At 41.7% G+C, this 26084-nt stretch carries 22 protein-coding genes; 5 read left to right on the top strand and 17 right to left on the bottom strand.

Going from position 1 to position 26084, the window contains the following annotated elements; all coding sequences use genetic code 11:
* Nucleotides 1–445: 445 nt before the first annotated feature.
* Nucleotides 446–1303: a tetratricopeptide repeat protein gene (locus tag MTN96_RS25890; protein WP_248533135.1), complete on the bottom strand. Its 858-nt coding sequence runs from the start codon at nt 1301–1303 to the stop codon at nt 446–448.
* 94 nt (nt 1304–1397) lie between these two features.
* Between MTN96_RS25890 and MTN96_RS25885 the strand changes: the two genes are divergently transcribed.
* Nucleotides 1398–2711 carry a M20 family metallopeptidase gene (locus tag MTN96_RS25885; RefSeq protein ID WP_248533133.1) on the top strand — a complete coding sequence of 438 codons (1314 nt, stop codon included), beginning with the start codon at nt 1398–1400 and terminating at the stop codon, nt 2709–2711.
* A gap of 22 nt (nt 2712–2733) precedes the next feature.
* Here MTN96_RS25885 and MTN96_RS25880 read toward each other — a convergent pair whose 3' ends face one another.
* The 4 genes from MTN96_RS25880 to pomA form a co-directional block, all read right to left on the bottom strand.
* Nucleotides 2734–4674: a DNA topoisomerase III gene (locus MTN96_RS25880; RefSeq protein ID WP_248533131.1), complete on the bottom strand. Its 1941-nt coding sequence runs from the start codon at nt 4672–4674 to the stop codon at nt 2734–2736.
* Nucleotides 4675–4725: 51 nt separating this feature from the next.
* The gene (locus MTN96_RS25875) at nt 4726–5235 is read right to left on the bottom strand and encodes a hypothetical protein (protein WP_096042163.1); all 510 of its coding nucleotides are present in this window, start codon (nt 5233–5235) and stop codon (nt 4726–4728) included.
* Between the two features lie 202 nt (nt 5236–5437).
* Nucleotides 5438–6358: a flagellar motor protein MotB gene (locus MTN96_RS25870; RefSeq protein WP_004586875.1), complete on the bottom strand. Its 921-nt coding sequence runs from the start codon at nt 6356–6358 to the stop codon at nt 5438–5440.
* 2 nt (nt 6359–6360) lie between these two features.
* Nucleotides 6361–7128: a flagellar motor protein PomA gene (pomA, locus tag MTN96_RS25865; protein ID WP_004586874.1), complete on the bottom strand. Its 768-nt coding sequence runs from the start codon at nt 7126–7128 to the stop codon at nt 6361–6363.
* Between the two features lie 315 nt (nt 7129–7443).
* Here pomA and MTN96_RS25860 point away from each other — a divergent pair, with 315 nt between their 5' ends.
* The 4 genes from MTN96_RS25860 (at nt 7444) to MTN96_RS25845 (ending at nt 12846) form a co-directional block, all read left to right on the top strand.
* The gene (locus tag MTN96_RS25860) at nt 7444–7686 is read left to right on the top strand and encodes an exodeoxyribonuclease VII small subunit (protein ID WP_004586873.1); all 243 of its coding nucleotides are present in this window, start codon (nt 7444–7446) and stop codon (nt 7684–7686) included.
* A gap of 2 nt (nt 7687–7688) precedes the next feature.
* A complete protein-coding gene (gene ispA / locus MTN96_RS25855) occupies nt 7689–8576 on the top strand; it encodes a (2E,6E)-farnesyl diphosphate synthase (RefSeq protein ID WP_248533129.1) in 888 nt (295 codons plus the stop codon).
* Nucleotides 8577–8678: 102 nt separating this feature from the next.
* Nucleotides 8679–10541 (top strand): 1-deoxy-D-xylulose-5-phosphate synthase, encoded by a 1863-nt coding sequence (gene dxs / locus MTN96_RS25850; protein ID WP_096042164.1) that lies wholly within the window; start codon nt 8679–8681, stop codon nt 10539–10541.
* Between the two features lie 193 nt (nt 10542–10734).
* Nucleotides 10735–12846 (top strand): hypothetical protein, encoded by a 2112-nt coding sequence (locus tag MTN96_RS25845; RefSeq protein ID WP_248533137.1) that lies wholly within the window; start codon nt 10735–10737, stop codon nt 12844–12846.
* 50 nt (nt 12847–12896) lie between these two features.
* Here MTN96_RS25845 and MTN96_RS25840 read toward each other — a convergent pair whose 3' ends face one another.
* From MTN96_RS25840 to thrB, 12 genes are all read right to left on the bottom strand, one after another.
* The gene (locus MTN96_RS25840; protein WP_029773767.1) at nt 12897–15983 is read right to left on the bottom strand and encodes a ligand-binding sensor domain-containing diguanylate cyclase; all 3087 of its coding nucleotides are present in this window, start codon (nt 15981–15983) and stop codon (nt 12897–12899) included.
* A gap of 37 nt (nt 15984–16020) precedes the next feature.
* Nucleotides 16021–16506, bottom strand: a complete 486-nt coding sequence (locus MTN96_RS25835; protein WP_054983487.1) for a phosphatidylglycerophosphatase A — start codon at nt 16504–16506, stop codon at nt 16021–16023.
* A complete protein-coding gene (thiL, locus tag MTN96_RS25830) occupies nt 16503–17477 on the bottom strand; it encodes a thiamine-phosphate kinase (protein WP_054983488.1) in 975 nt (324 codons plus the stop codon). Before thiL ends, MTN96_RS25835 begins: the two co-directional genes overlap by 4 nt.
* Before the next feature lie 94 nt (nt 17478–17571).
* Nucleotides 17572–17982: a transcription antitermination factor NusB gene (gene nusB, locus MTN96_RS25825; protein WP_004586866.1), complete on the bottom strand. Its 411-nt coding sequence runs from the start codon at nt 17980–17982 to the stop codon at nt 17572–17574.
* A gap of 15 nt (nt 17983–17997) precedes the next feature.
* On the bottom strand, nt 17998–18462 hold the full coding sequence (gene ribE / locus MTN96_RS25820) for a 6,7-dimethyl-8-ribityllumazine synthase (protein WP_004586865.1): 465 nt from the start codon (nt 18460–18462) through the stop codon (nt 17998–18000).
* A gap of 101 nt (nt 18463–18563) precedes the next feature.
* A complete protein-coding gene (ribBA, locus tag MTN96_RS25815; RefSeq protein WP_055254705.1) occupies nt 18564–19676 on the bottom strand; it encodes a bifunctional 3,4-dihydroxy-2-butanone-4-phosphate synthase/GTP cyclohydrolase II in 1113 nt (370 codons plus the stop codon).
* Nucleotides 19677–19705: 29 nt separating this feature from the next.
* Nucleotides 19706–20359 carry a riboflavin synthase gene (locus MTN96_RS25810; protein ID WP_054983490.1) on the bottom strand — a complete coding sequence of 218 codons (654 nt, stop codon included), beginning with the start codon at nt 20357–20359 and terminating at the stop codon, nt 19706–19708.
* Nucleotides 20360–20375: 16 nt separating this feature from the next.
* Complete coding sequence (ribD, locus tag MTN96_RS25805; protein ID WP_004586862.1) at nt 20376–21509, bottom strand: bifunctional diaminohydroxyphosphoribosylaminopyrimidine deaminase/5-amino-6-(5-phosphoribosylamino)uracil reductase RibD; 1134 nt, start codon at nt 21507–21509, stop codon at nt 20376–20378.
* A gap of 2 nt (nt 21510–21511) precedes the next feature.
* Nucleotides 21512–21961: a transcriptional regulator NrdR gene (nrdR, locus tag MTN96_RS25800; protein WP_004586861.1), complete on the bottom strand. Its 450-nt coding sequence runs from the start codon at nt 21959–21961 to the stop codon at nt 21512–21514.
* Nucleotides 21962–22326: 365 nt separating this feature from the next.
* Nucleotides 22327–23583, bottom strand: coding sequence for a serine hydroxymethyltransferase (glyA, locus tag MTN96_RS25795; RefSeq protein WP_024031685.1), 1257 nt, complete (start codon nt 23581–23583; stop codon nt 22327–22329).
* Between the two features lie 270 nt (nt 23584–23853).
* Nucleotides 23854–25137, bottom strand: a complete 1284-nt coding sequence (thrC, locus tag MTN96_RS25790) for a threonine synthase (protein ID WP_004586859.1) — start codon at nt 25135–25137, stop codon at nt 23854–23856.
* Between the two features lie 11 nt (nt 25138–25148).
* Complete coding sequence (gene thrB / locus MTN96_RS25785) at nt 25149–26084, bottom strand: homoserine kinase (protein ID WP_029773773.1); 936 nt, start codon at nt 26082–26084, stop codon at nt 25149–25151.

Genomic DNA, 26084 nt, shown 5'->3' with positions numbered 1-26084 from the left:
CTCAATCTGTACGAGTGCCCACACAGATGATTGCTTTATATTGTTAAAGAACGTTGCGATTAAAGCGTTAAACTTTATCTCGCTAGGGCTGCGCATCTTACGCTTTCCTATTTTTTTGTCAACACTTAATTTTGTTAAACTTGAAAGTTTTTAAAACTAAGTTTTACTCGACTCACTAAGTGGTTTGCTTGCCTCGCTTAGCGTTGACTGCTCTGCCGTCTCAGTGGGGTCGCATTATAGGGAGAACGGATTTTTACGCAAGCGTTTTTTGATAAAAACTATAAATAAAAGCTCTTTCGTGCATTTTTCACTCTAAAGAGCCAAAAGCAGTACAAAAAACAAACTAAACCTATACACAAAGGCCAGTTTGTTTTAAATATAGCGATGTATAAAACGCAAAAAGCACCTATAAGGTGCTTTTAAGTTAATTTATTAACTGCGCGTATTAATACAAAATACTATAAAGCTTTCTTCTGTATTTCGCTGCAAGTGCATCGCCATCTGGTAGAGAAGCGATAATTGCTAAAAAGCTTGCTTTAGCGTCATTAAAATTAAGATCCTTTTTAAGTACGCTGAACAGTGTTTCGAGTGCTTCTTCTTTTCGTCCTGCATCATTTAGCAATTGGCTTAGCTCTATTTTCAGGTCTAAGTCATTTGGGTACTTTTCTACTTGAGATTGCTTTTCTTTTATCTCTGGCGAGTCGGTAGCTTCTAGAGCCGCTTCGCATTTAGCTTTTATATTATGAAAATAAGCATCTCGCTCTTGGGCGTCAATGGTATCAATGAGTGCTTGCGCATCATCTAACTTGTGTATTTGAATGCATATATCGGCTAACACAAGCTTTATACGTGCGTTTGCACTGTCTATTTCATACGCTTGCTTTGCGTAATTAAATGCAGCATTTAGGTCTGACTTTAATAATGCTTGTTTTGCTTGTTCAAGAAGTAGGTCCTGTTGCGCTGGTAAATGCTTACTCAGGGCTTCGCGAATTTGCGCGTCTGTTTGTGCACCCGCTAATAAATCTACTGGAGCTGAATCTTTTAACAATACAAGTGTAGGTAATGTTTGCAAGCCAACCTGCTGCGCTAATTGCGAGGCGAGTGCTTGTTCTGCGTCACAATCAAGATTAGCCACTACAATATGGTCTTTATATTGCGTAGCTAAATTTTCTAATATACCGATTTGGCTAATACACTCAGGGCTTTGTGGGGAGTGGAAGTTAAGCAGCACCAACTTTTGTTGTGATGTTTCACCGAGTACTTGCTGAAGGTTTTGTGCGTTGATACTAACTATGTTGCTCATTGAATTAATTGCCATATTCATTTATTTAGGTTTTTATATGGAGACGAACATAATAAATACAAGTATTAAATACTTTCAAATAATGAGGGAAAACATGAAAATCACCTATCTAGCCGCAGCATTTATGATAGCAAGCCCACTTACTTACGCTAAGTCACTAAGCTTAGATTTAACTAAGAGTATGCCAGCTATTGAAAAGTTTTACCTCGACTTACACCAATCTCCAGAGCTTTCATATCACGAACAAGAAACTGGCAAAAAAATAGCATCGCAATTAACAAACCTTGGGTTTGACGTAACAGATAATGTGGGCGGCTACGGTGTGGTAGGGATTTATAAAAATGGCACCGGCCCTACAATAATGATTCGTACTGATACTGATGGCCTACCAATCACAGAGCAAACCGGTAAACCTTATGCATCTAAAGTACAAGTGACCAACGAGCATGGGAATAAAGTAGGTGTAATGCATGGCTGTGGCCACGATATACATATGAGCTCGTTTATTGGTACTGCTGAGCAACTTATTGCCCATAAAAATAAGTGGCAAGGAACGTTAATGATGGTTGCTCAACCTGCAGAAGAAGTTGGCGGTGGAGCAAAAGCCATGTTAAGTGAAGGCTTATTTAGTAAATATGCTAAACCTGATCATGTTATTGCGCTGCATGTTAGTGCCAGCGTGCCTGCGGGTAAGGTATCAATGAAAAATGAATACACCATGGCAAGTGTTGATTCAGTAGATATAACTATAAAAGGTAAAGGCGGACACGGCGCCTACCCACACACTACCGTAGACCCTGTAGTTATTGCGGCGCGTACGGTATTAGCATTACAAACAATCACAAGCCGCGAGCTTTCTCCACTTGAGCCTTCCGTTGTGACTGTGGGCTCTATTCATGGTGGCTCAAAGCATAATGTGATTTCCGATGAAGTAAAACTACAGCTTACGCTTAGAAGCTACAACCCAGAGGTACGGACGGCGCAAATAGCAGCAATAAAACGTATTACAGCGGGTATTGCTCAAAGTGCTGGCCTTACTGAGTCACACTACCCTGTTGTTCATGTTCATGAAGATGAATCTATTCCATCTACTTACAATAACCCTCAGCAAACTAATCTTGTTAGGAGTGCTATTGCTGATGCAATTGGCGAAACTAATGTACTTGAGACAAAAGCGGTTATGGCTGGTGAAGATTTTGGGCTGTACGGTAGAACTGATGAAAACGTTCCTATTACGTTATTTTGGTTAGGTGGAGTAAACCAGCAGCAATATATAAATGCGATGAAAAGTAACCAAACACTTCCCTCATTACACTCAAGTAAATTTGCGCCAGATTATAAAGTAGCATTACCGACCGGTATAAAAGCCATGAGTAACGCTGCAGTCGCGTTATTTAATAAAAAATAAGCCATATTTGAGAGCTCAGCGATTAAGTGGTTGCTGAGCTCTTTTTATAATTTGATTTTTTAAATGGTGCTTTTTTACCACCCTTAGCAAAGCGCTTTTTAGGCGGTGTTTTAGGCAGCTTTGAAAATACATGGCTATCACAACTAGCTGCTTGCTGTACAAAACCTTCAAGCTCCACCAGCAGTGGTTGTAAAAATTGTTGGTAGCTCATTGCTTGTTGAGCAATGTTGCCTAAACTCGCCTCCCATTTAGCGGTCAAATCGGGGCTAGCTAAACCCTCTGGTAAAACACTAATAAGTGCCAAGCCTGTTTGTGTAGCTTTAATTGATTTACCTTCGCGCTTTAAAAAACGACGCCTAAATAATAATTCAATAATGCCTGCGCGGGTTGCCTCTGTTCCTAGCCCATCGGTCTCTTTGAGTATTTTTTTAATTTGTGAGTCTTTTACATAACGACTAATGCCGGTCATGGCACTTAGCAATGTTGCATCAGTAAAATGAGACGGTGGCGTAGTGTGTTTTTCTACCACTTCACCTTTAGTGCAGTTAAGCGCCATGCCTTTTGTTAAATGAGGCAAGGTTGCTTCATCTTTTAGCTCGGCTTTGCCCATTAATACCTTAAACCCTAAGCTTACATCTTGCTTTGCATTGGCTTTAAATAAACCTCCCGCAATTGTTACCTCTACTTTAGTTTCGTTATAAATGTAATCGGGGTAAAACTGAATTAGGTAATGCCTGCTAATAAGTTGATATACTTTTGCTTCATCAGCCGCCAAAGTCGCTGTTTTTAGTTGTTTAGCGGTAGGTACAATTGCATGGTGTGCAGCCACTTTTGCATCGTTAAAACATTTGCTGCGTTTTTTAGCGTCTGCCCCATTCACAAACTCAGTATTTTGACCGCCATTAGCTGCAATTGCTTTTAAAATTGCAGGCGCATCTAAATGATGCTCTTTAGGCAAATAACGATTATCAGAACGAGGGTAAGTAATTAACTTATGACGCTCATAGAGCGTTTGGCAAATATCGAGTACTTGCTGAGCTGCCATACCAAATGCCTTAGCAGCATCTATTTGCAGTGCTGATAAATTATAAGGCAGCGGCGCGCTTTGTTTTTTTTGTTTTTGTTCAAGTGCTGTAACCTCGCCTGGTTGATTGGCTATTCGCGAGGCGACGTTTTCGGCTAATGCATTATTTAAAACGCGGCCCTCTTCATCTTGGTACGGCTCGCAGGCTTTGCTTGGTACCCATTTGGCCACAAAGCTTAGCTGCTCTGGGGTTATTAAATGCGCCAACACTTCATAAAATGGTTTTGACACAAAGTTAGCTATTTCGTTATCCCGGTTAACCACTAAACCTAAAATTGGAGTTTGTACGCGACCCACCGACAACACATTGCCAAAGCCTGCTTTTTGTCCCGCCAGCGTATAAGCACGCGTAAGGTTCATACCAAATAGCCAATCTGCACGTGAACGCGCAAGCGCCGATACACTAAGCGGAATAAATTCACGATTTGAACGCATAGTAGTAAGCGCTTTTTTTACCGCCGCTAAATTTAAATCACTTATAAGTAAACGTTGAATGCTTTGCTTTTTGGTTTTACTTATTTTGGCTTGCTCTATGACTTCATCAACCAACAATTGGCCTTCGCGATCGGGATCCCCCGCATGCACGAGTACTGATGCCTGCTTAATTAGCTTTTTTAAAATAGTTAATTGCTTACGCGTTTTCGTTTTTGCCTTGAGCTGCCATTGCTGTGGCACTATGGGAAGGTGTTCAAATTGCCACTTTTTAAAACGCGCATCATAATCATCAGGCTCAGCTTGCTCAAGTAAGTGCCCTATACACCACGAGACACAGTCACCATTAGCCACTTCTATATAACCATCGTGTTTTTTATGTGGTTTTGGCAATGCATCAGCAATAGCTCTGCCAAGTGATGGCTTTTCTGCGATATAGAGTTTCATTGGGAGTTGCTCACTAACTGTTTATATGAACAGTAGTTTAGCACAGCTATTTTAGGGGGAGGGAGTTTTATATTTACTACTAATCTGGTCTTCTTTGTTTTTAACTAAAATATAAATAAGAGGGAGGTAACATACTACTACAGTAGAAATATTAATCAGAGGTAAAAGAGTTTTATACATTAAAGTACTATAGGATAAATCCCATAAATGGCGATCTACAACTCTGAACAACTGTAAAGTTGGGGCCATTACAACCACAAGTTGCCCTAATACACATTGCCATAAATAAACTTTATCTTTTAAGCCTAGATAAGCAATTAATGCCATCCAAGCAATATCATTAAAAGCCCAAATGACGTACCTGTAAATGTTAATATCTTTATCAAACGTTTTTAAAGGCTCATATATAAAAGCACCAAATAAGAAAAAAGCACTCGTGATACAAACAAACCTGAGTGCTAAATAATCTTTTCGTAGAAAAAAAATAACTATAGCTGGAAGTAAAAACAAAACCCAGCTGAGCTCAATAAATGCATATAACTCATTGAACCATCTAAACATAGTTAATCATTAGTCTTATCATCGTCACCACCAGAACCATTTCCCGGCATATAGCAATATTTATCGATTATTTTCACAGAAACACCATTACATATGTTAAAGAAATGTACTTTAAGCTAAAATAATGAACTTGCCAAGATACTTAGGCGATTAAGTACCTTAAAAAGAAACTTAATTAGAGAAATTAGCGCCCGCTACTCGCCTAGCGCACATCAATAGGGTCTGACTCTTTAGCCTTACCTTGTAAGATTGATATTTCTACTCGGCGATTTCTACGCCTATCTTCGTTTGAATCATTCGGAACAAGTGGACGAGTATCAGCACGCCCTACGACCATCATACGGTTTTTATCAAACCCTTGTACCGTTTGTAATTCGCTTGCTACTGCTACAGCACGCTTTGACGATAAGTCCCAGTTATTAATATACAACTCGTTAGAAACCTGAAAATCATCGGTGTGACCCGATACCGTAATTTCTCCAGGTACATCTTTTAATAACTCACCAATATCTTGAATTATGGGCTTAAACTTAGGTTGTAAAAAAGCACTGCCAGAGGGAAATGAGCCATTTTCACGGATACGAATAATGATTTGCTGCCCTAAAGATTCAAGCTCGATTGCACCGTCGATAATTTGTTTTTCGAGCTGTTGTGCTATTTTTTTCACTAACTCGTTAGTTTGTTCTTGATCGGCGGCTGAAGTTGCTTGCTCTGAAGATTGCTGCTGCGATGTACTACGTGACTCGCCACCACGCTTATCGCCACGTTGCTCTTGTCTACCACCAGCAGAGCTTTCATCACCCGCTTGAAACTCTAACATTTGCTGGGTCATTTCAACCGTTTGTTGCTGAATGGTTTCTATCGGGGTAGGTTCAGGCTTACCAGGGGTAAATTCCATAGCAATAACCGAGGTCCCTTTAGGGATATCTTTTACTTCTATTTTGTTTTGCACACCAAATGCAAACTTCATCGAGCCTGCTATTTGCTTAAATTTAAGTACATCCATTTCTGAAAACGCGAGCAAAAGTACAAAAAAGCACATTAAAAGCGACATTAGGTCGGCAAATGTTCCCATCCAAGCAGGCAAACCTGGGGGTGGGCATTTGCACTCTTGATCAGACATGGTTACTCCTCGGTATCTACTTTGCGCTTAGACTCAGCAAGGTAGTTTTTCAAAATACCTTCAATTACTTTCGGGTTTTGGCCATCTTGAATACCTAAAATAGCATCCAGTATTAGACGCTGATTCATGGCTTCTTCGTCTTTACGAAGCTCCAGTTTTACCTGAATAGGAATAGCCACTACATTTGCTAAAAATGCACCATATAAAGTAGTTAATAATGCCACCGCCATTGCGGGGCCAATGGCTTTAGGGTCATCCATGTTAGATAACATAGCAACTAAGCCTATTAACGTTCCTATCATACCCATTGCAGGGGCTATATCGGCAAGTGACTTAAATAAACCGGCGCCCAGTTCGTGACGAGTTGTGGTTAAAGAAATGTCTTTTTGAAGCGTGGCACGAACTACATCAGCATCGTGGCCATCAACGAGCATATCTACACCTTTGCGCATAAAAGGGTTTGGTATTTCGGCTTCTTCGAGGGCTAAAAACCCCCCTTTACGGGCTGAATCAGCAAGTTCAACTGCTTTTTCAATCAGCTCTTCTGGCGATTCGATTTTAAACATAAATGCTTTACCAACAACCTTACCTATGCCCAAAAACTGCGACAAGGTAAAGTTTGATAACACAATAAATAGTGAGCCACCAAATACAATTACACTAGAAGGCGCATCGGCAAACATCCCCATTTCACCGCTACTACTCATAAACATGGACATGACAATTAAACCAATTGCGCCAAGGATCCCAATTATGGTTGCTAAATCCACATTTCCTCCAAAGTATTATACTTTGTTATTCAAACTTTTATTATTAACTGCTTATCGGCAAGATACTGAAATACTTAAGCCATTTTTGAAAAAAGTGTAAAACACTGTGTTTGGCCTAATTTTAGATCAAGATACCCTACTCGCCTAGCGACTGATTAATTTTATTGTACACAGTGAGCACTAATACGCATCTTATACATGGTAAAAATACGATTTAAACTGATATAACTCAAAAAACAACGATCATCCTTTGACCTAGTTTAGCATTCCCCCTAAAATTGGCTCCTAAATTTATCATGCTGGCTGAAATTAAACATGGCGACTAAAAAACCTGAAAACCTAAGTTTTGAACAAGCACTCGAAGAACTATCAACCATTGTCGGTGAAATGGAACAAGGTGATTTATCGCTTGAACAGTCGTTAAAGCAATTTGAGCGTGGTATAGCCTTAGCTAACGCCTCAACGGGTAAGTTACAACAAGCAGAACAAAAAGTGTCTATTTTGATGGGTAATGACGAAAAAGCAGCGCTTACTTCATTTAACAACGATATGGAATAACCGTGAGCATACAAGAAAAAATAGAATGTGCTCAACAAGATGTCGTAAAGACCCTGCAACAGTACTTTGATCAACCCCTTGATACTGCACACACAGTAAAAGAAGCTACGCAGTACGGCTTATTTAACGGTGGCAAGCGTTTACGCCCCTTTTTAGTCTACGCAAGTGGTGAAATGCTCGGAGCTAATAAGCAAGATTTAGATATTCTTGCTGCTGCTATTGAGTGTATTCATAGCTACTCGTTGGTGCACGATGATTTACCAGCCATGGATGATGACGACCTTCGCCGTGGACGCCCAACTTGCCATATAGAGTTTGACGATGCGCATGCAATTTTAGCAGGCGATGCACTACAAACATTAGCCTTTGAACTTATCTCGGCTCACAATTTCACCTGCAGCGCATCAACACAAGTAAAAATGATCAGCGCACTGGCTAAAGCATCGGGGCTTGAAGGCATGGTAGGCGGGCAAGGGCTAGATATTGCAGCCACAGATAAAGTGATTACAGTACAACAGCTTGAACGAATTCATAAATTAAAAACGGGTGCCTTAATCAACTGTGCCATTACATTGGGTGCATTATGTAGCGAAAAAGCAGACAAACAAACCTTAGAAAACTTACGTGTTTTTGGGTATGCTATAGGGCTGGCATTTCAAGTGCACGACGACATTTTAGATGTTGAAGGTGACACATTTACTTTAGGTAAGCCACAAGGCTCTGATTTAGCTGCTAATAAAGCAACTTATCCGGCCCTATTAGGTATGCAAGGTGCCAAGCAAATGGCGCAAAATTTAATAGGACAAGCGCATCAAGCATTAAACAAAATAGATGCTGATACCTCTGTTCTAGCGGCGCTGGCAAACTACCTGATTAAACGTGACCATTGAGTGTTACATATACGTATTGCCATTTAGCACTGACATTATTACTCAACAGCGGTAACAACTAATAAGTTAGCACCGGTGTTAGCGAAGGATAAAATAAATACCATGACACTTGATAGTAGCAAGTATCCATTACTTAACTTGGTTGACGAACCAGCCCACTTACGCGATATAGCGCAAGATAAACTCCCTGCGTTTAGCAACGAGTTACGAGACTATTTACTCAACTCTGTTTCGCAAAGTAGCGGCCATTTAGCGTCTGGTTTAGGAACTGTTGAGCTTACCGTTGCTCTACATTATGTGTATAACACACCAGAAGATCGCCTTGTATGGGATGTAGGCCATCAAGCATACCCGCATAAAATTTTAACCGGTCGACGCGATTTAATGCATACAATTCGTCAAAAAGACGGATTACATCCATTCCCTTTTCGTGAAGAAAGCCAATACGATACCTTTAGCGTAGGCCATTCAAGCACCTCTATTTCGGCAGCACTTGGTATGTCTATTGCGGCTCAAAAAGAAGGCAAAGGCCGCAAAACTGTTGCCGTTATAGGCGATGGTGCCATTACAGCAGGTATGGCATTTGAAGCCATGAACCACTTAGGCGATGTAAAATCTGACATGTTAATCATTTTAAATGATAACGAAATGTCGATTTCTGAAAACGTCGGTGCGTTAACTAATCACTTTGCGCGTATTTTATCTGGCAGCTTTTACACAAATATTCGCGAAGGCAGTAAAAAGTTACTCTCTGGCGTGCCTCCTGTTAAAGAGCTTGCCAGTAAAGTAGAAGAGCACCTAAAAGGAATGGTTATTCCAGGTACCTTTTTTGAAGAACTAGGTCTTAATTACATTGGCCCAATTGATGGCCACGATGTAAATATGCTCGTAGATACACTGCGTAATATGCGTAATTTAAAAGGGCCTCAGCTTTTACATATAAAAACCCAAAAAGGAAAAGGCTATAAACCCGCAGAAGCTGATCCTATTGGCTATCACGGTGTGCCAAAGTTTGACCCTAATACATCAAGCTTACCTAAATCTAAACCTGGTGCCGCCACTTTCTCTAAGGTGTTTGGTGATTGGTTGTGTGATATGGCCGAGCAAGATAAAAAATTAATGGCTATTACCCCGGCAATGCGTGAAGGCTCAGGTATGGTGCGTTTTTCAAAAGAGCACCCAGAGCAGTATTTCGATGTAGCCATAGCAGAGCAGCACGCTGTCACATTGGCCGCCGGTTTTGCCTGTGAAGGGTTAAAGCCCGTTGTAGCTATTTACTCGAGCTTTTTACAACGTGCGTATGATCAACTTATCCATGATGTTGCACTGCAAAACTTACCTGTGCTTTTTGCTATAGACCGCGCTGGTATTGTAGGCGCCGACGGCGAAACACACCAAGGTGCGTACGACTTAAGCTTTATGCGCTGTATTCCCAACATGGTTATTATGGCCCCAAGTGATACTAACGAGTGCCGCCATATGCTTTATACCGGTTATAAGGCTAATTGCCCTGTAGCAGTTCGCTACCCTCGTGGTAGTGCCGGTACTGCCGATATTCAAAGCGAAATGACGCTACTAGAAATAGGCAAAGCCAATACCATTAAACAAGGCGCTAAAATTGCTATTTTATCCTTTGGTACTTTGCTTGAAAACGCGCAACTTGCTGCAAGTGAGCTAGGTGCAACGCTAGTTAATATGCGCTTTATTAAGCCACTTGATACAAGTTTATTAGATGAGCTTAGCCAAACTCATGATGTAATAGTAACGCTTGAAGACAACGCTATTTGTGGTGGCGCAGGCTCAGCGGTTAATGAATATTTAGCAGCGCAAAAAGCCAACCTAAAGGTGCTTAACTTAGGTATTCCTGATGAATTTATTAAGCACGGCACACAAGCGCAAATGCACGATGAAATGGGCTTAGGCGAACAAGGCATTTTAAATTCAATAAAATCGTTTATCGCTTAATTATTTTTGCTAGCTAGTTTTTAAAGGGAGCCTGATGGCTCCTTTTTTGTTTTTTATTTTTTAAATTTTTGCATCCAATGTGTATTTCTACGCGTTATCCCTATGAGGTTAACACAGTAAATAGTACGTACTGAGGAGTATAAACAGGCACGTTATTTACTTTCATTTGATGGAATATTAAAAGGTAAAAATGATGAAAAAAGCTAATTTAACTCACTTTCATACACAAAACAGTTCACTTAAACGCCCCCTTTGTTTTTCAGCATTAGCGCTTGGGATAGTACTTGGTATTTCAGGGTGTAGCGGTGATGATGGAGAAAACGGTTTAGCCGGTACGCCGGGAGCAGATGGTCAAGATGGAAGCGATGGCACAAACGGTAACCCCGGCTTTAGTGCAGCCACGTTTATTTTAGCTAATAACGGCGATCAAAACGCAGGCACTGTTGATTTAATAAACCAGGACGCTGCCAAATTAAAAACCTTTAATACCACTGCAAATGAAGGCGTAGCCTTTGATAGCCTCGGTAATTTAATACAAGCAAGCGACAGCGAAAATGGTAGCATTAAAACTATATGCCAACTTGCCAATCGCGATGATGGTGCAAGCTTTAGTACTAATCAAGACCGTGAAATTACAGGCCCTGCCACTACACTGGTTAATCCTAAGGGCATAGCGATTGCAAAAAATAGCGGGCTGATATTTATAGCTGATTTTGGTGCCATGCAAATTACCACATTTGGCAGTGCTGCAGCGGGAGATGCCGCGCCGCTTGCTACCACTGTTACCGAAGCCGCCCCGTGGGATGTTGATTATGACCACGTAAACGACCGACTTTATGTAGCACTTACCAACGGTGATGTCGCGGTTTATGATAATTTTGTAAGCGGTGAATTTACCGCTATGCCAAGTCGTACTATTACACCAAGCGATGCCGGTGGTGTGCAAATATCGGTAAATATTCACGGCATTGTTTATGATGAAACCACCAATAAACTTATTTTATCGGATGTTGGTAGCGCATCAGATGCTACCGATGGCGCGCTTTTTGTTATTAATAATGCCTCTACTGCGCAAGGTAATACATCTGTTGCACGCAGTATTTCAGGCCCTGCGACTATGCTAGGCAACCTTGTAGATATTACCCTTGAGGGTAGCGATTTACGTGTGGCCGAAAAATCAAACGATGCAATTTTAGTGTTTAGTAATATATTTGCCGGTGAAAGTGGCGATATAGCGCCCGATTTAAGTACTGCGTCTACTAAGCCAGAGTCAATTACTAACACGCTAACTCAAAGCTCAATGGCTGATATATCAGATAGTACTGAGCCTAATATGGCGCTATTAGGCGTAGCCGTATCCAGTAATCCAAGCACTGCGGGTGATACAACAGGCCAAATTAGCCGTTTAAATACAGCATTAAGTAGCGAACTTGCAAGCTATAATGCAAGCCAAACGATAGAAAGCGTTAGCTTTGATAAAGCAGGTAATAGCTACGCAACATTCGATAATGCCAGTACAGGAATGGGCGGAATCGTCATTTCTACTAAAGTGGCTTATAACCGTGATGGCGAAACATTTAACGCCAGCCAAGATAGACTGATTTCAGGAAGCAATACAGGCCTTATTTCACCTAAAGGATTAGATATTGCCTCCGATAGTGGAATGATTTTTGTGGCTGAAAATAATGAAACCACGCCGAGCATTACTATATTTTCAAGCTGTGCCACCGGCGATGTATCACCTCTTATGACCTTAACTTTTGCCAATAATGCACGCCCGTGGGATGTTGATTACGACAGTAACACTGACCGCGCTTTTGTTGCGCTAACCAATGGCACTGTAGCGGTATTTGATCAAGTTAAAAATAAGCTACTAAGTGGCGAGACCACAATAGGTACAGAAGATAGATTAATTACACCTGCCAATAATTCACAAGCACTAGCAGGACCTACCAATATTCATGGAATAGATTACGACTCATTAAGTGGTGCGTTAATACTTTCTGATGTAGGCAGCGCAGCTGTTGCTGACGATGGCAAAATTTATGTATTAAATAATACCGCAAATGCCTCGGGACTAGTTAATATAAGCGCGACGATTAGCGGGCCCAATACATTATTAGGAAACCCTGTTGATATTATGTATAGCGGAACCGATTTATACGTTGCCGAAAAGTCTAACAACGTAGTTATGCGCTTTAATAATATTTTAAGTACCGCAGGGGGAGATATAAGTGCCGATGCAAGTATGGCATTTAGTGCACCTGAGTCAGTGGCTATTTTACCAGCGTGGCTAAACCAGTAATTAAATAGCGTTACCCTCACCATGCCTAACCTACTTTTGTAGGTTGGGCATTATCGCATCCACACTTTAATATCTGCTAAGCCATTACTTTGTAAAATACCCAGCTGCTGATCTACATTCGAATTTTGCTCAAACTCAAACGCATCCAACTGTTTATCAAACGTAATATTTGCCACACCGTCACCACCACGTTTTTTAACCTGATGAAGCGCTATATCGGCTAAGTTTATCGACGTTTCCCAGCTTATTACTTGCCCACCTAAAAGCGGCAGTGGGTAAAAAGACCACCCCAATGAAGCCGTAATATTGGTTGTTTTACCGTTTGGTAATTGAAACGAATTTAAAGCGATTGCTTGGCATAAATCAGAGGCATAGCTGTCAATCATGTTGCACTTAAAATCGCGCAGCAATAATAAAAACTCATCCCCACTCCAGCGTGCTACATAGTCAGAGCCTTGGGTACGCGAATTAAGTAACGCTGCCATTTGTTGTAAGCAGCTATCTCCTGCTATTGGGCCATATGCATCGTTTATACGGCTAAAGTTATCAAAGTTGATAATAAGCAGTACAAGTGACTTTCCTTGCGCTTGTAAAGACTGTGCATTACGTTGGAAGTGCTCAATATCTTTAGGGAGCTGATCAAACAAAAAGCGGCGGCTACGTAGCCCTGTAAGCTCATCTGAGTGACTAACTAGTTTAAGCTGTGAGTTTACTTGGCCTAATTTATCGTTAGCTTGGCGCAGCTCTAATGTACGCTCTGTAACCAGGGCTTCGAGTACTTCTTGCTTACGGCGCTCTTGCGCTCTAAATACCCAAAAAATAAAGTAAAACAGTAAAATAAACCCACTAACAATTAGCAATCTAAAGTAAATAGTTTCGTCAAAGCGCTGCGGTACTACAAATGCATACTCGACAGTTTGCGCTCTGTCCCAATCTTCGCCTTGGCGTTTTGCCTCAAGCTCAAATAAAAATGACCCCGCCGGTAAGTTTGTATAAATGGCTTCTCGGCGTGCATTAGCATAGCGCCAATCACTATCTAACCCACTTAACTTATATCTAAACTCAATACTATTTGGCGCGTAATAATCGATGGCTGTGTACTTTAACGTTATGTCGCGCTCATCAGTATCTAGTAAAGGCTTTTCGCCCAATGCTGCGGTAGTTAACGCGCGCAGTGGTGTGGTTAGTGTTTCTACTTTAGGCTTTAATACATTTAGGCCAAATAGCTCGGTATTTTTAGGTATTTCTACAATGCCTTGTAAGCTTGGGTACCAAATTGAATAATCTGTCATGGCAACGGCATCGTGTCCTAAACCGTTACAACACTGGCTTGCTTTACCATCGAGCTGCCTATCAAAAGAAGAAATAACCTCTTCCACTTTTAAGCTCGACACCTCTGATTTAAATTGCGCTACTGGCATACGGTAAACACCTTTCATGGTACTTACCCATACACGCTTATAGGTTTCGTCATACTCTAGGCTAAAAATAGAGCCATAGGGTAAGCCGTTGGCTGCATCTAACTGTCGCCAATGCCCTTGCAAACTTCTGTAAAATAAGCCGTCATTAAGCGAGCCAATTAAAATACCTACACCATCTATGTGTAATACGCTGGTGATGTATGCACTTTCGAGCGAAGTTTGGTCACCTATTTTTTCAATGCCACGGTCAGTAAAGTAATACGCCCCTTTACTGGTCCCTATTACACCAAAGTTTGCTTTATCGAGCACATACGTTATAAATTTACTGCCTAAAAAGGCATTGTATGCAAAGGGTGTTAACCCGCCATAACTTAGCCTATACAAGCCACGCCCTGTACCTATCCAAAAACCACCTTTGCTTGATGGGCTAATAGCAAATACAGGGTTGTCACGCAGGGCTCTGCCAGGAAAACTGTATAGTTTATCTTGCTCGTAAAAAAACAGCCCTCGTCCGGTGGCTATATATAAACGCGAGCCATCAAACTGTAAGTCGTGTACTGTTGCACGGCCAAATTGCGCACTGGGTATTTTATTGACAAAGTTTTTATTTAAATCGAAATAACCAATACCACTTTTATTTGCCACCCATAAATTACCATCGGGCGCTTGGCTGATTGCCATAACGGCCTCTGTCATTTGCGATAAAGCAGAGTGGCGTTCTATACGCCCTTCGTGTGCAAGCCATAAGCCTTCGCTAAAACTTGCAAGCCAAATATTATTTTGGCTATCGCGGTAAATATCGGCAAACCAAATACTTTGATCTAGCTGACTTGGCTCAACCCATTGCCACTCACCCGACTTAGCTCTAAAAAGCAGTCGTCCATACGTAGAAACCCATAAGCCACCATTGGTGTCGCTCATAAATTTATACACAGCTGAGTTATTCGCATTCGGTAGCGGAAAAGGTCTTAGCTCATCGTCTAAATCTAAAAAGTAGGCACCCAGTTCAGAGGCTAAATATAAATTACCATTTAAAAAAGACAGATCATGAACAATGGTTTGTGCTAACCGCTCAGGCAACGACACCTTAGCTGTTAACTCCAACCTGAGTTTTGAAAAATCTGAGGCGCTTTTAGTTAAGCGTAGTAAATGACGATCGTTGACAAGCCAAATCCCCTCTGGAGAAAGCGCCATTTGACTAACCGACCCCACTATTTGGGTGATCACAGTGGCATTTACAATAGGAACGAGTTCGTTCGCTTTATCACGTAAATCAACTTGGTTGCGGTCTACATAATAAAGCCCATTAGCTGCAATCCAAATGCTGCCCTTGGCATCTTCTAATATGTCTCTAACTGGGCCTTTAATATTAAATTCTTGTGCGGCAAGCGTTTGTGGGTTTATGACCACCAAGCCACTTTTAGTGCCCACCCACAGATAGCCATTACTATCTATGAGCAGTTTATTAATACCATTGCTTGGCAAAAAAGGACTATTTTGTGTGTTGTAATTAGTAAAAGTTGTGCCGTCAAAGCGGCTAAGGCCAAATTGCGTTCCGACCCACATATAGCCTTGCTGATCTTGCACAACACTTTTTAGCGATTGCGAGGGCAAGCCATCTTTGATATTCCATTGCTTAACAACGTAATCAGTAATAGAAGCCCAACTTGGCATGGCACACAACATAAGTACACATACCAGTAAAAATCGCATCATTTCGCTGCCACCTAGTTAAACAAATAAAACACAAAAATTAAAAGGGTAGTAAACCTGCTTTTATTAACGCTTGCAAACAAATAAGCGAAAAAATACCGGCAAGTACATCATCTGCCATTATACCCACGCCACCATCCATTCGCTTATCGAGCGTTTTGATCGGGCCAGGTTTGGCAATATCAAAAAATCTAAATAATAAAAAGCCTACAAGTAAGGTTTGCCAACTAAGCGCTGCACCAATCATCGTAATGTAATAACCCGCAACTTCATCCCACACTATGGCTGGATGGTCGTGCACACCTAAATCATCGGCGGTTTTGCCACACGCCCAAATACCAAAAACACTAATAACCACGGCAAACACGATTTGTAGCCAAAGCGGAAAATACATGGTCATAAAAATAAATGGTAAAGCAGCAAATGTACCAAAGGTGCCTGGCGCAACAGGCGCAAGGCCAGTGCCAAACCCTAGGCCAAATAACTGGTGCGGGCGCTTTAAATTAAACTGTTTTTTGCTAGTCAAACCTGCTCCTTGGCAAAGTGCTCAAAGCCCTGTTGCTCAAAATTAAATTTTTCACCGTGGTGTAAAAGCTCAATGTGCCCTTCGCCACTTTTTATTTGCCCTATGCACGTTGCTTCTACGCCGTATTGACGTAATTTAAGCTCCAACATGCTTTTATTATCTTCAGAGACAGTAAAAAGTAATTCGTAGTCATCGCCATAGCCTAAAATATACGGCAATTGCGCCTCAAAGCTCAGGCTTGAACGCATAGCGTCTGAGGTTGGGATGTTTTCAATATTTATACTGGCGCTGACTTGTGACATATCAAGTATGTGGCTTAAATCTGCCATAAGGCCATCAGACACATCAATAGCTGATGAAGCAAGGCCACGTAATACTTGCCCTGCAGCCACCCGTGGAGTGGGGTAATCAAAGCGGCTATTTATGTACTTTAAGTGCTCAGGCTCAATACTTAGGCCACGCTTTCGAGATTCAATAGCCAAGCCGGCATCACCTAGCGTGCCGGTCACACATACCCAATCGCCCACTTTAGCACCTGCACGGCGTAAAGCTTTGCCCTCTGGCACAGTGCCTTTAGCGCATATAGTAACTGTTAAAGGGCCCTGCGTAGTATCGCCACCAATTATTTGTACATTAAAGTACTCAGCAATTTCGTGCATTCCCTCAGTAAATTCTTCAATCCACTGCTGGTTAATATTTGGTAGGGTTAATGCCACCGACACCCAAGTAGGCTCAGCCCCCATGGCTGCTAAATCACTTAGATTTACGGCCAGTGCTCGGTGTCCTAATGCTCGGGGAGAAATGTCATCAAAAAAATGAACACCCGATACAAGCGTATCAGTTGTTACTGCAAGTTGGCAGTTTTGCGGAACGGTAACTAATGCACAGTCGTCCCCTATTCCTAGGCTTACATCACGACGAGTTATACCACGACCTTTAAAGTAGCGGTTTATTAATTCAAATTCCTTCATACACAAAAAAGCCGACCTATGCCGGCTCTCCTTTTTAACGTGTACTAACTGTTAAAGCTAAGCTCTTTAGCAGAGCGCTTTAGCAAGGTTAGTATTACTTGCGTAAATGCTTAACAGCTTTATCAAGTACACCGTTTACAAATTTATGGCTGTCTTCAGCGCCAAATATTTTAGCAAGCTCAATGCCTTCATTGATTGCTACTTTGTATGGCACATCTTCACGGAATTTAAGCTCATACGCGCTTAAACGTAAAATTGCACGCTCTACCATATCTAAATCATCAAATGGACGTGTTAAATGCGGAGATACAGCTTCATCTAGTTGCTTATAATTAACGGCAACGCCACGCGCTAAATCTTTAAAGTATTCAACATCAATTTTAGTCACGTCGTTTTCGATCAACATTTGTTGTTCGATATCGGCAATTAAATTGCCACTTAATTGCCAAGAATAAACGGCTTGAAGTGCTAAGATACGTGCTTTACGTCTTGCTGCTGGTTTCACAAAAATTCCTTAAACTTAAATTTTATCTAACACATTAACCATTTCAAGCGCGCCTAATGCCGCTTCGCCGCCTTTGTTACCCATTTTGGTACCAGCGCGTTCAATTGCTTGTTCAATGCTTTCTGTGGTTAATACGCCAAATGCAACCGGGATATCATACTCAAGCGATACATTTGCAAGGCCTTTGTTAGATTCGCCAGCAACGAGGTCAAAGTGTGGTGTACCACCTCTGATCACTACGCCTAATGCGATGATTGCATCATACTCTTTTTTTGCCGCAATGCGTTTTGCCGCTAAAGGTAACTCTACTGCACCGGGTACATACACAACGGTAATGTCATCATCGGCTACGCCACCAGTACGCTTTAGCTCATCAACAGCACCTTCTAGTAGGCTGCTACCAATAAAATCGTTAAAACGAGAAATAACAATAGCGAATTTTTTGCCTGGAGCGTACTTATTACCTTCAATAATTTTCATTTGATAACCCTAAAAATATGTTCAAGCGGTTGCGATTGCGCAAAAATTGCTGCGCATCATACCATAAAAATAAAAAAATAGACTAGTTAAAAGCTGAGCCCTTATTGTGGCTCAACGTAATCAACCACTTCTAAATGAAAGCCCGAAAGTGCATGGTACTTTTTAGGGCGACTCATTAAGCGCATTTGCTTAATACCTAAATCAGCCAGTATTTGCGAGCCCACACCAACAGTGCGTGATGTGCCTTTAAATTTACGCGGCGTAACATTCTCGCCAGCATCGGCAGCAGCAAACGCTTTTACTGTGGCCTCTAGCTCTTCGGTGCTTTCTTGTTTACCTAAAATAACCAGTGCACCGTTATTTTCTGCAATGTAAGCCATCGCATCAGAAAGCCCCCAACTACGGTCCGCACTTCTGTCTGAAAGCAAAATATCGTTAAAGGTGCTTTGTAAGTGCACGCGCACAAGCGTTGGTTCTTGCTCTTTAATTTCGCCTTTTAGCAATACGTAGTGCAGTTGGCCGTCAATCGTATCTTTGTAGGTTACTAAATCAAACTCACCGTGCTCAGTGGGTAATTTACACTTAGCCACTTGCTCTATGGTGGTTTCGTTAAGGTTTCGGTATTCAATTAAATCTGCAATTGTGCCAATTTTAATACCATGCTCTTTAGCAAATACTTCTAAATCAGGGCGGCGCGCCATAGTGCCATCGGCATTGAGGATTTCTACAATAACTGATGAGGCTTCAAGGCCGGCTAAACGTGCTAAATCACACCCGGCTTCGGTGTGGCCTGCGCGCGTTAACACGCCACCTGGCTGTGCCATAATAGGAAAAATATGTCCAGGTTGTACGATATCGCTTGGTACGGCGCCTTTTGCAATTGCCGCTTGAACTGTACGCGCTCTATCGGCTGCAGATATACCCGTTGTTACGCCTTTGGCAGCTTCAATCGACATAGTAAAGTTAGTAGAAAACGCTGCGCCATTGTTTTTTACCATTAACGGTAAATCAAGCTGCTCACAACGCTCTTGCGTCATAGTTAAACAAATTAAGCCACGGCCATGAGTGGCCATAAAGTTAATTGCTTCGGCGCTAATGTGCTCTGCTGCAATGATTAAATCACCTTCGTTTTCTCTGTCTTCGTCATCCATTAAAATCACCATTTTACCGGCTTTAATGTCGTCGATGATTTCTTGTGCGCTGTGTAAATTCATAAATTTGCTCGTGTAAGTTATCAGTGTCGTTATTTAACAAAACCAGCTTTAGCTAGTAAGCTCATTGAAATATCTGAGCCAGTCGGCTGCTCAGCCCCTTTAATAAGGCGCTCTAAATAACGTGCAATTTGGTCGACTTCTAAATTAACGCGTGTGCCCACTTTAAAATCAGCGATGGTGGTTTGCTCGCTTGTGTGCGGCACTATGGTTAATTTAAATGTATTACCTTGTACAGCGTTTACTGTCAGGCTTATACCATCTATACATACAGACCCTTTGTAAGGAATGTACTTCATTAAGTTTTCATCGGTGCTTAGCCAATATTCTGTGGCGCGCGCATTACTAGTAATGGCTGTAATGGTTGCAATGCCATCAACATGACCTGACACTAAATGCCCGCCTAAACGTGAAACCGGCTGCATGGCTTTTTCAAGGTTAACTGTTTGGCCAATATTATAATTTGCAAACCCAGTTAAGCTGATAGTTTCGTTTGATAAGTCGGCACTAAAGCCATCAATGTGCTTATCAACTACCGTTAAACATACGCCATTAGTGGCAATACTATCGCCAAGCTTTACATCGCTCATATCAAGATTAGCGCTTTGAATGCGAATGGCTAAATCGCCTTGTTTTTTTTGTAATAGCGCAATTTTGCCTGTGGCTTCAATTATTCCAGTAAACATAGCCCTACTCTTTTAATTAAGTGATTGGAATGTGTTTTGTAGCGGTTATACGTAAATCATCGCCTATTTTCACACACTCTTTAAACGTCAAATTAACGGTGTTTTGCATATCTGTTAGCGGTGCAAAATTAACTAAGCTTTTTGCATCGCACCCCATTAGTTTAGGCGCTAAATAAAATATATATTCGTCTATTAAATTAAGCTCTGTCATTTTACCGGCAAGTGTAGCACCCGCTTCTAAATAAACATGATTAAATTGCAGCTTAGCAAGGTGCGCTAAAACAGACGTTAAATTAACTTTGTTATTTTGCTGTGGCACTTCTATATGCCTTACAAAATGCGGCCACTGCGTTGATTTATCAACCTTGGTAGTAAAAATTATTATTTCACTTTCAATATTAAATACTGCCAGCTCTGGTGTAAGCCTATTTTGTGAGTCAATTATAACACGCACCGGTTGGCGTAGGGGTAATTCAGTAGGCAGAGCCTGTGGCAACTCGCTTAACCTCACATTGAGCTTAGCATCATCGGTAATAACCGTATCAGCGCCCGTTAAAATAGCGCAGCTTTGTGCTCGGTGTAATTGTACATCTTGTCGCGCAGCGCTGCCGGTGATCCACTTACTTTGGCCATTTTTTAGCGCGGTTTTACCATCTATGCTGGCCGCCATTTTACACGTAACATACGGAAGTCCCTGCTCCATACGCTTAAAAAAACCTAAATTAAGTGCGCGCGCTTGCTGCTCTAAAAGCCCAAATGCAACCTCAATACCGGCATCGCTGAGTATTTTAAGCCCTTTACCTGCTACTTGTGGGTTGGTGTCGACCATAGCTGCAATAACTTTTACTACACCTGCGGCTTTTAAACCCTCTGCACACGGCGGAGTGCGTCCGTAATGGCTACACGGTTCAAGCGTAACATACGCAGTCGCACCTTTTGCGTTTTCACCTGCTACAGCAAGGGCATTAACCTCAGCATGCCCCTGCCCAGCTAATTGATGAAACCCTTCACCAATTATGTGGTTATCTTTAACTAAAACACACCCTACATTAGGATTGGGGGTGGTTGTAAATCGCCCTTTTTTTGCAAGCTCGATGGCACGTGCCATGTACATTTCATCTTGCGCAGTAAAGGTTATTTGGTTTTGCATTATTACTCCCCTAAACGGGCAATTTCTTCACCAAATTCGCGTATATCTTCAAACGAGCGATACACAGAGGCAAACCGCACATAGGCTACTTTATCCAGTTTTTTTAGCGCCTCCATTATGCACTCACCCACAAGGTGACTTGATATTTCTCGCTCGCCGGTAGCACGCAACTGCGATTTAATAATATTAACCACTTCATCCACTTGCTCTGTACTAACAGGGCGTTTTTCTAGGGCACGATTAAGGCCATTGAGTAGTTTATCTTCATTAAAGGGCTCTCGGCTGCCATCTTGTTTAATTACACGTGGCATGACTAACTCGGCGCCTTCAAAGGTAGTAAATCGCTCGTGACACTCGTTACATTCACGACGACGGCGAACTTGGTGGCCTCCGCCGACTAGGCGAGAATCAATAACTTTAGTATCTTTTGCGGTACAAAATGGGCAATGCATAACTCGGTACTTCCGTTTTAAAACAAAAAAGGCCGCTATTTAGCGGCCTTTTATCTTAGCAAAAAAATAGGGCCTGTTGGCCTTTCAGGATTAAATTTGTTCTATCTAGGGGTGATTTGATCGCGGCGCGAGGTTTGTAACCTAGTGGGCTAAGTAAAAACCGAGCAACAAAGAGTAAATCGCCCCTAGGACGAACCCGAGGGCAGTGCATGTTTGGCATTTATGCTGCGTTATCGCCTATTTGTGTGGAGTAACCACACTACATAGACTCTGCCTTGCCTAAAAACCAAACATACTACTGCAAATTAAACCTCGAAAGGTAAACAAGCCCCTTGTTGTGATCTAAATTACTGCTGCTTATGCAATTAAGCGTATACAGGTAGTTTTGCACAAATTGCTTTAACTTTTTCTTTAACTTGCGCTTGTACTGACTCATCGTTGATGTTGTCTAATACGTCACAAATCCAGCCAGCAAGTTCTTTCGATTCAGCTTCTTTAAAGCCACGACGCGTAATTGCAGGTGAACCAATACGTAAACCAGAAGTAACAAACGGTGAGCGAGGATCGTTTGGTACAGAGTTTTTGTTCACAGTAATATTTGCATTACCAAGCGCTGCGTCGGCATCTTTACCTGTGATATCTTTATCGATTAAATCAAGTAAGAATAAGTGGTTTTCTGTTTTATCAGATACGATTTTGTAACCGCGCTCTTGCATAACAGCAACCATAGCTTGAGCATTTTTAACTACTTGTGCTTGGTATGTTTTAAATTCTGGTTGTAGAGCTTCTTTAAATGCCACTGCTTTTGCAGCAATAATGTGACATAAAGGACCACCCTGGCCACCTGGGAACACAGCGCTGTTAAGCTTTTTGTAAATTGCTTCGTCGCCACAAGCAGAAATAATTAAACCACCACGAGGGCCTGCTAAAGTTTTGTGTGTTGTTGTTGTTACAACATGCGCGTGAGGTACTGGGCTTGGGTAAACACCCGCCGCAATTAAACCGGCAACGTGAGCCATATCAACAAATAAGTAAGCACCTACTTTATCAGCAATCTCACGGAATTTAGCCCAATCAACAATACCTGAGTACGCAGAAAAACCACCAATAATCATTTTTGGTTTGTGCTCAAGTGCTAGCGCTTCTACCTGTGCGTAGTCAATTTCGCCAGTTGCTTCATCTAGCCCGTACTGGATTGCATTGTATAGCTTACCTGAGAAGCTTACGTGTGAACCGTGCGTTAAGTGACCACCATGAGCTAAGCTCATACCAAGGACAGTGTCGCCCGCTTCTAATAATGCTAAGAAAACAGCTGCATTTGCTTGAGAACCCGCATGTGGCTGAACGTTTGCGTAGTCAGAACCAAATAGCTCGTTAGCACGATCAATTGCAAGTTGTTCAACAACGTCTACGTGCTCACAACCGCCATAGTAACGTTTGCCCGGGTAACCTTCTGCGTATTTGTTTGTAAGCTGTGAACCCTGTGCTTCTAGTACGCGTGGGCTACAGTAGTTTTCTGATGCGATTAATTCAATGTGCTCTTCTTGGCGAGCAGTTTCTTTGTTTATCGCGTCAAATAACTCTGGATCAAAATCCGAAATATTCATGCTACGTTCTAACATTGGGGTCTCCTAGGGCAACGTGTATGGTGTTTTTTAGAGGCTTTATTGTACGCTTTAAACGACTCTTTGCCTACGCTCTTAAGTTGAGGATATTTAAACAGGGATTGAATCTATTTCACAGCGTTTTTAAGATGATATTTTTTTATAAATGCATTAATAATTTAAATGATTTTTATTTTTTACATTTAATTACTTAATGATAAATACTTTATTTAGCGCGTTCAAAATACAAAAAAAGCGGCCAAAGCCGCTTTTTTAACGCTAAGTTAGTTAGCCTAACTTAGCGAGTATTTCAGTGCGTAACGCTTCATAATCAGGGTTAATGTCGCTTGCTAAGCAAGGTTTAGCAAGTGCGTCGCTAAGTGGTTTTGGCATATCAAGTTCAATATTTAGGATCTCTTCTACGCTATCTTTAAACTTAGCAGGGTGAGCAGTTGCTAAAAAGATACCTGCTGCGCCGGGTGCTTTATTCTCTACAAGACCTTGGTATGCAATGGCGGTATGCGGCTCTGCAACATAACCAGTTTGTTGAATATTTTTCATCACTGCTTGCGTATTTTCTTCGCTCACGCTGGTTGAGTAAAAATTATCGTAGCTAAACCAGTTATTATCTAACATTGTTTGCACACGTGGCCAGTTATTTGGCTTGCTTACATCCATCGCATTTGAAAGCGACTCAAGTGTGGCATTTGGCGCCCAATTTTTATCAAGCATGTAACGTGGCACGGTGTCGTTTTGATTTGTAGTCGCGCTTAGTTTACCCACCGGCAAACCAATTACAGCACCAATCATGGCGGCACATACATTGCCAAAGTTACCACTAGGGACCGAAATATGCGCTGTAGCACGCTTTTCTTTTGGTAGCTGAGCAATGGCTTCAAAGTAATAACATACTTGTGCCACTAGGCGGCTAATGTTGATTGAGTTAGCTGAATTAAGGCCAAGTGTAGATTTAACTTCGTCATCTAAAAACGACTTTTTAACCAGCTCTTGGCAATCATCAAAACTGCCATCAACCGCGTAACAATGAATGTTGTTCCCAAGCGTAGTAAATAACTTTTGCTGAGCAAGCGAAATTTTGCCTTTAGGGTATAGAATAACCACATCTATGTTTGGCTTGTTGTAAAATGCATGCGCTACAGCAGCGCCGGTATCGCCAGAGGTTGCCGTTAAAATCGTGACTTTTTCGCCTTGATTAAACTGTGCTAAACACTCAGCCATAAAGCGCCCGCCAAAGTCTTTAAACGCAAGCGTAGGGCCATGAAAAAGCTCTAAACAATAGTTATTGTCTTCAACCTCTACCAATTTTACGGGGAAGTTAAACGCATTTTTAACCATTTGAGCAACGGTATCAGCGGGTAATTCATCGCCAATAAGGTGCGATAAAATTTTGCTACTGCGGGTAACAAAGTCCATATCTAATAACGCATCTACATCGGCGAGTGGCGCTAAGCTTTCAGGGAAAAATACCCCCTGATTACGCCCAAGGCCTGTTTTTACCGCTTCAACAAACGACACTTTTTGAGAATTTTCTTTTAAATTATGTAATTGCATAAATGCCTATCCTATAAAACTGTTAATTGACGCGTGCCGTCGTTATCTAATTTACAAATGTGGCAAAAGCCCTGCTCATTTATATAGTTTTGCGCTAACCACTGCGCACATTTTTCGGCAGCTTCTAATGTTTTACACACTGTAAATAACGTAGGGCCCGCACCTGAAATACTGACAATTTCTGCACCAAGCGCTGGCAAATTTGCTTTCGCTTCGCTAAACCCTGTTATTAACGGCGCTCGGTAAGGCTCTGCTATATCATCTTGCATAATGCTCAGTGCATCATCAAAACGCTGCGTTAATAACAAACTGCTAAATGCCGATAAACGCTGTGCAAACTCAACCCCTGCATGCATGCTTAGCTCTTTAGGTAATACCGAGCGTGCCTTTGCGGTATTAAGCGAAAACCCAGGAAACGCCGCTACGTAGTACCAGTTTTCATCAACTGGTAGAGCAATTGACTTATCAGGAATTAAATCGCCTGTAAGCTGTAAGCCCCCTAAATAACACGGGGTGATGTTGTCATAATGACGCCCGCCACTGACTATCGCTTCAAAATCAGCCATTAATTCAATCAGCTCAACTTGGCTTAAATTGGTTTGAGCAAACTTATCAAGCGCAGCAAAGGTTGCTACCACCGAGCACGCACTCGAACCTAGCCCTGAGCCAATTGGTAAGTTCTTTTTAAGCTCTAATTTTACACTTGGCATATCTGGCGCAACGTGCGCTCTAAAATGTACTAAACATTGATATGCTAGGTTTTCGCTCGCATCGCTTGGTAACTTATGCGCATATTCGCCAGAGCAAACAAACTCATCACTTGCTGCGGCGCTTACTACGGCTACATCACCTAATAAGCTGCCATCAATAGGCGCAAGCGCTGCGCCAAGTGCATCAAAGCCCACTGCAAAATTACCTATAGACGCCGGAGCATATACTTCTATCAT

Source organism: Pseudoalteromonas sp. 2CM28B (assembly GCF_023161935.1).
Note: the sequence above shows the minus strand (reverse complement) of the source record. Positions and strands in the feature narration are given on the sequence as shown.

Coding starts and splice junctions, on each gene's coding strand:
- MTN96_RS25890 (WP_248533135.1), bottom strand. CDS start 1,303: ATGAGCAACATAGTTAGTATCAACGCACAAAACCTTCAGCAAGTACTC.
- glyA (WP_024031685.1), bottom strand. CDS start 23,583: ATGTTAGAACGTAGCATGAATATTTCGGATTTTGATCCAGAGTTATTT.
- MTN96_RS25880 (WP_248533131.1), bottom strand. CDS start 4,674: ATGAAACTCTATATCGCAGAAAAGCCATCACTTGGCAGAGCTATTGCT.
- MTN96_RS25845 (WP_248533137.1), top strand. CDS start 10,735: ATGAAAAAAGCTAATTTAACTCACTTTCATACACAAAACAGTTCACTT.
- MTN96_RS25860 (WP_004586873.1), top strand. CDS start 7,444: ATGGCGACTAAAAAACCTGAAAACCTAAGTTTTGAACAAGCACTCGAA.
- MTN96_RS25810 (WP_054983490.1), bottom strand. CDS start 20,359: ATGTTTACTGGAATAATTGAAGCCACAGGCAAAATTGCGCTATTACAA.
- MTN96_RS25885 (WP_248533133.1), top strand. CDS start 1,398: ATGAAAATCACCTATCTAGCCGCAGCATTTATGATAGCAAGCCCACTT.
- ribBA (WP_055254705.1), bottom strand. CDS start 19,676: ATGAATTTACACAGCGCACAAGAAATCATCGACGACATTAAAGCCGGT.
- thiL (WP_054983488.1), bottom strand. CDS start 17,477: ATGAAGGAATTTGAATTAATAAACCGCTACTTTAAAGGTCGTGGTATA.
- thrC (WP_004586859.1), bottom strand. CDS start 25,137: ATGCAATTACATAATTTAAAAGAAAATTCTCAAAAAGTGTCGTTTGTT.
- nrdR (WP_004586861.1), bottom strand. CDS start 21,961: ATGCATTGCCCATTTTGTACCGCAAAAGATACTAAAGTTATTGATTCT.
- ribD (WP_004586862.1), bottom strand. CDS start 21,509: ATGCAAAACCAAATAACCTTTACTGCGCAAGATGAAATGTACATGGCA.
- MTN96_RS25870 (WP_004586875.1), bottom strand. CDS start 6,358: ATGTCTGATCAAGAGTGCAAATGCCCACCCCCAGGTTTGCCTGCTTGG.
- ribE (WP_004586865.1), bottom strand. CDS start 18,462: ATGAAAATTATTGAAGGTAATAAGTACGCTCCAGGCAAAAAATTCGCT.
- MTN96_RS25840 (WP_029773767.1), bottom strand. CDS start 15,983: ATGATGCGATTTTTACTGGTATGTGTACTTATGTTGTGTGCCATGCCA.
- MTN96_RS25875 (WP_096042163.1), bottom strand. CDS start 5,235: ATGTTTAGATGGTTCAATGAGTTATATGCATTTATTGAGCTCAGCTGG.
- dxs (WP_096042164.1), top strand. CDS start 8,679: ATGACACTTGATAGTAGCAAGTATCCATTACTTAACTTGGTTGACGAA.
- thrB (WP_029773773.1), bottom strand. CDS start 26,084: ATGATAGAAGTATATGCTCCGGCGTCTATAGGTAATTTTGCAGTGGGC.